Source organism: Clostridium tarantellae (assembly GCF_009295725.1).
Taxonomy (GTDB): domain Bacteria; phylum Bacillota; class Clostridia; order Clostridiales; family Clostridiaceae; genus Sarcina; species Sarcina tarantellae.
Genome location: NZ_WHJC01000235.1, coordinates 1 through 5,272 on the forward strand (window position 1 = coordinate 1; position 5,272 = coordinate 5,272).

A 5,272-nucleotide genomic window follows, 5' to 3' on the forward strand; every position below is an offset into this window, starting at 1 on the left:
TTTTAATATTGTAATATTTTAATATATTGCTTGTGAAAGCAAATTATTTAAAAATACTAAAAAATAGGAAGTACTTAAACTTCCTATTTTTCAAAATTTTTAATATATATCTTAAATTTAATTAGCTATTGCATCTTCCATATAATTTAGTTAAATCATATATACTTTTAGCTAATTCATCACTGAACAATTCTTTTTTTGCCCTCCATTTCCAATTTCCTCCCAAAGTAGATGGAAAGTTCATTCTTGCTTCACTTCCTAAATCGAAAAAATCTTGCATAGTAGTAATAGCTATATCAGCTACACTACTCCATACTCCTCTTATAAACGCCCAATTAGCTCTTTCATTTTCATTAATATTTAAATATTTTTTAGCATACTCTATTTCTTTTTTATTATCTTTATTATTAAACCATCCTAAAATGGTATCATTATCATGCGTTCCAGTATATGCTATACAATTCTTTTCATAATTATATGGAAGATATTGATTTTTCTCATCAGAATCAAAAGCAAATTGCAAAACTTTCATCCCAGGAAAATTTAAACTTTCTCTAAACTTTATTACATCATAAGTTAAGTAACCTAAATCTTCTGCTATAATGGGTATTGTTCCTAATGAATCATTAATAGCTTTAAATAATTTTATTCCTGGTCCTTTTGTCCATCTTCCATTTACTGCTGTTTTATCACCATATGGAATTTCCCAATAGGATTCAAATCCTCTAAAATGATCTATTCTTAGAATATCGTAAAGTTTCAAATTTTCTTTTATTCTACATATCCACCATTTATATTTATCCTTCTCCATCTCGCTCCAATTATATAATGGATTTCCCCATAACTGACCTGTAGAAGAAAAAGCATCTGGTGGACAGCCTGCTACTTTAACTGGTCTATTTTTATTATCTAATAAAAATATTTTTGAATTAGCCCAAAGATCTGAACTATCCTCTGACACATATATAGGAATATCCCCTATTATTTTTATTCCTAATGAATTTGCATAACTTTTTAAATTATTCCATTGTTCAAAAAATATATATTGTAAAAATATCCAATAATTAATTTCATCATTAAGTTTTTCTTTATAAAATTTTAGAACCTCTTTTTCTCTATTTTTAAGTTCATCAGGCCAATTTTGCCAACTTACTAATTTAAATTCACTTTTTATCGCCATAAATAACGCATAATCTTCAATCCATAAATTATTTTTTTTTCTAAATGCTTCAATATTATTTTGAAATTTATTTTTACAATTATAATAAGCTATTTTTAATATTTTCATTTTGCTTTCAAATAAAATATGATAATCTATACTTTCATTACAATTACCCCAAACTAAATTTTCATATTCTTTTTTATCTAATAAACCTTTTTCATTTAATTTATCAAAATCTATAAAATAAGGATTTCCTGCAAATGCTGAAAAACATTGATATGGTGAATCACCATATCCTGTTTGACCCAAAGGTAATAACTGCCAAAATTTTTGGCCAGCCTTTTTTAAAAAATCTACAAATTTAAATGCTTCTTCGCCTAAAGTACCTATTCCATAATTACCTGGTAATGAAGATATATGCATTATTATTCCACTATATCTTGCCATATAATTCACCTCTACTTAATATTGTATTTATACTTTAAATACTTTTGCATGAATTTTTCAAAATTTTATTTTTCTCTCTATCCTTTTACAGATCCTGCTACTAATCCTTTAGCAATAAATTTTTGTGCTGCCATAAATAATAAAACTATAGGAACTGATGACATTATAGCTGTTGCAGAATATTGAGTCCAGTTAGCTGAAAATTTATTATTAATAAATTGCCTTAATCCAGTAGCAAGTGTTTGAACCTCTGGATCTTTCATAAGAGCTGATGCAAATATAAATTCACTATAAGCTGCTATAAATGAAAATAAAAAAATTACTATAAGCATATTTCTAGTTAACGGCAATACTATTTTTAAAAAAGCTTGAAAAGTTGTTGCTCCATCAACATATGCCGCTTCCATTAAATCATTTGGAATACCATCTATAAATCCTTTTAATAACCAAATATTATATGCACTTCCTCCACATTGTATTACTACTAATGTCCATATATTATCCATTCCTCCTAACCTATATGCAATACCTAAAATTGCTGGTAATGCCATAGCAGCTGGAAACATTTGTAGCAATAATAATGCCATAAGTCCTTTACTTCTTCCTTTAAATTTTAATTTAGAGAAAGCAAATGCGGATGGAATAGTTATAATTAATTGTATTATTGAAACAGAAAAACATATTATTAAAGTATTTTTTACCCATATTAAAAAATCTGTTTCTAAAATAACTTTTTTATAATTTTCTAAAGTCCAAGCTTTAGGCAATAAAGATGATTGCGTAAATACTTCTCCTTTAGCCATAGAAGCTGTTACTACCGCTAAAATAGGAAATATAACTATTGCTATAACTATCCAAATAATTATTCTAGAAATCCAAAGAGTTTTCTTTTCTGCTGACCTAAGTTTTTTTTTATATTTTAAATCTTTAGTAGACCTTGTATTAATATTAAAATTAGCTTGCATTTATTCCACCTCTTCAAATTGTCCTGATAATTTCATTTGATAATAAGATATTACTGCTAAAATAATAAATATAATAATACTTATAGCAGATGCTATATCATATCTACCAAACTGAGTTGATAACTTATAATTCACTGATGCTAATATATCTGTATATCCTGCAAATTGAGTTGTAACTCTAGCTGGCCCACCATTTGTAATTAAATAAGCTGAACCAAAATTATTAAAATTAAATGCAAAAGTTGTTATTATTAAAGGATATGCTGTTTTTGCTATAGTAGGTAACGTAATTTTTATAAATTGTATAAATTTATTAGCACCATCTACTTCTGCTGCTTCATAATACGTTTCAGGTATAGCCGATAAAGCGCCTAAACATACGTTCATCATATATGGAAAACCAAGCCATATATTAACTAAAATTAAAGCTGCCTTTGCAAATATAGGATCTGTAAGCCATGGTATAGGCTCTAAAATTAAATTTAAATTTAATAATAAATTATTTATTGCTCCATAACTTCCATTTAATAATCCTTGCCAAGAAAGAATAGCTACTGTTGCAGGTAATGCCCATGGAATAATTAATATAGCTTTATATATACCTCTTTCTCTTATATTTGGATTATTTAATAATATAGCAATTATAAGCCCTAAAATAAATGTCCCTAATGTTGAAAATGTAGCAAAAGCTATTGTCCAACCAAATACCGTAAAAAACACATCTTTGAAAGGTCCTGTTAAAACTTCTATAAAATTAGAAATTCCTACAAAAGACACATTTCCTTGTGAATAAATAGTATAATCAGTAAATGCAATATATATGGTATATAAAATTGGAAATAAAGTAAAAATAACTATAGATATAATTGCCGGTGTCAAATATGGTATTGATTTTAATCCTTCTCTTTTTTTCTGCACAATCCTAACCTTCACCTTTACTACCTCCTATAATAAAGATTCTCTATAAATGTACTTATGTTAAATATTAACTTATATTTCTCTTTTGGGTAAACTCTATTTCCTTAACTTTTATAAAATTTATTTAAGTTAGATAAATGCTAAATATCATAAAAGACTGCATAGTTATTGCTTTGATAACCTGTAAAGATTCAAAGTAATAATTCTAGCAGTCTAGAGTGAATGCTTAACACTACTTATTTTCATATAAATATACTATAAATTTTTAATTATAACATAGATTAATCTTTCATATCATTTTTGTTGAGCAATACCTTCTTTAATTTGTTCTACTGTTTTATCAGCTGCTTCTTTTGGTGATAATTGTCCTGCAAGTAATAATTTTATATTCTCAGCCCCTGGTGTCCACATAGCTTGAACTTCTGGAATATTTGGCATTGGATGTGCATATTTTGCTTGTTCACTAAAAGCAGCCATATATTTATTTTCTTTAAACTTTTCACTAGATAAAATCTGGTTTAAAACAGGTATTCTATTTCCTTTTTCAACCAATACATCTCCTGTATTTTCAACTAAGTACTTTAATAAATCCCATGCTAATTCTTTATTTTCAGATTTTGCACTTACAAAAGCAGCTTGTACCCCCATAAATGTAGGTATTTTATTTTCATTTAAAGTTGGCATTGGAGAAACATCAAAATTTAATCTAGCTTCTTGTGCTGCTGAAACATCCCATGGTCCTGATATATAAAATGCTGCTTTTCCTGCTATAAATTCACCTTTTGCTAAATCATTGTTAATATCAGGAGCAATTAATTTATCTTTAACTAAAGATTCTATAAATTCATATCCTTTCACTGCACCCTCATTATTCAGTCCTATATCTGTTGAATCTAATGTTCCATTATTATTTTTATAAACATAGCCTCCATTTGCCGCTATAAAACCATATGATTTATAAAAATCATTTACATCATATTTAAACCCCTTATCTTTAGCTATTTTAATTAATTCTTCCATAGTTTTAGGCATTTCATTAACTAAATCTTTATTATAAAACATAGCTACTGTTTCTTGAGCTATTGGTACTGCATATTTTTTGCCTTGTAATGTAACTGCATCTATTAATTGCTTGGATGCATATTTACTTTCATCAATAAATCCTTCTGGAACTTCTTCTAGAATTCCTGCTTTTTGTCCTGTACCTAAATTATCATGAGCAAGTCCAAAGTAAACATCTGGACCTTTTGAACTGTTAGCTGCTTGTATATACTGTTGCATTTCTGAATCATCTTTTACTACTTTTACTTTTATATTGTTTTTTTCAGCCCATATTTGAGCTACTTTATTAATTTCATCAACTTCAGGTTGTGTAAGATGAGACCATACTGTTAATTGTTTTTTATCATCAGTTCCATTATTACCAGATGGGGATTTTTCACCACATCCAACTAAACATACTGTAAATAACATGGTTGCCATAATACTTGCCATTATTTTTCTTTTTTTAGCCATTATAAAACTCCCCTTTATATAATTTTATTTTTAATCTAGTATAGTAAAAAACTAAATTTTTAACTATTTTAATTTTTATTCACTTCCATGGTAACGTTACCATAGGTTTTAAAATTTTTTTATTTTATATTACATTATCACTAGTGTTTAATAATTAAAAAATATTACCATTGACTTTTTTAAAAATACAAATATATTTCTAGTGATATTGATTATATATCTACTAGGAATATATTTCCTTTAAAAAAGTGTGCAACAACCCCTT

The 5,272-nt window shown here is 26.9% G+C and carries 4 protein-coding genes; all 4 read right to left on the reverse strand.

Annotation, left to right across the window (positions count from 1 at the left end; all coding sequences use genetic code 11):
* Window positions 1-121: 121 nt before the first annotated feature.
* The 4 genes from malQ to GBZ86_RS12265 all read right to left on the reverse strand — a co-directional run bounded on the left by malQ (window position 122) and on the right by GBZ86_RS12265 (window position 5,007).
* The gene (malQ, locus tag GBZ86_RS12250) at window positions 122-1,609 is read right to left on the reverse strand and encodes a 4-alpha-glucanotransferase (RefSeq protein ID WP_152891062.1); all 1,488 of its coding nucleotides are present in this window, start codon (window positions 1,607-1,609) and stop codon (window positions 122-124) included.
* 77 nt (window positions 1,610-1,686) lie between these two features.
* Complete coding sequence (locus GBZ86_RS12255) at window positions 1,687-2,574, reverse strand: sugar ABC transporter permease (RefSeq protein ID WP_152891064.1); 888 nt, start codon at window positions 2,572-2,574, stop codon at window positions 1,687-1,689.
* Complete coding sequence (locus tag GBZ86_RS12260; RefSeq protein ID WP_327445148.1) at window positions 2,575-3,507, reverse strand: sugar ABC transporter permease; 933 nt, start codon at window positions 3,505-3,507, stop codon at window positions 2,575-2,577.
* 279 nt (window positions 3,508-3,786) lie between these two features.
* Window positions 3,787-5,007, reverse strand: a complete 1,221-nt coding sequence (locus GBZ86_RS12265; RefSeq protein ID WP_152891065.1) for a sugar ABC transporter substrate-binding protein — start codon at window positions 5,005-5,007, stop codon at window positions 3,787-3,789.
* Between the last annotated feature and the right edge of the window lie 265 nt (window positions 5,008-5,272).

Coding starts and splice junctions, on each gene's coding strand:
- GBZ86_RS12265 (WP_152891065.1), bottom strand. CDS start 5,007: ATGGCTAAAAAAAGAAAAATAATGGCAAGTATTATGGCAACCATGTTA.
- GBZ86_RS12255 (WP_152891064.1), bottom strand. CDS start 2,574: ATGCAAGCTAATTTTAATATTAATACAAGGTCTACTAAAGATTTAAAA.
- malQ (WP_152891062.1), bottom strand. CDS start 1,609: ATGGCAAGATATAGTGGAATAATAATGCATATATCTTCATTACCAGGT.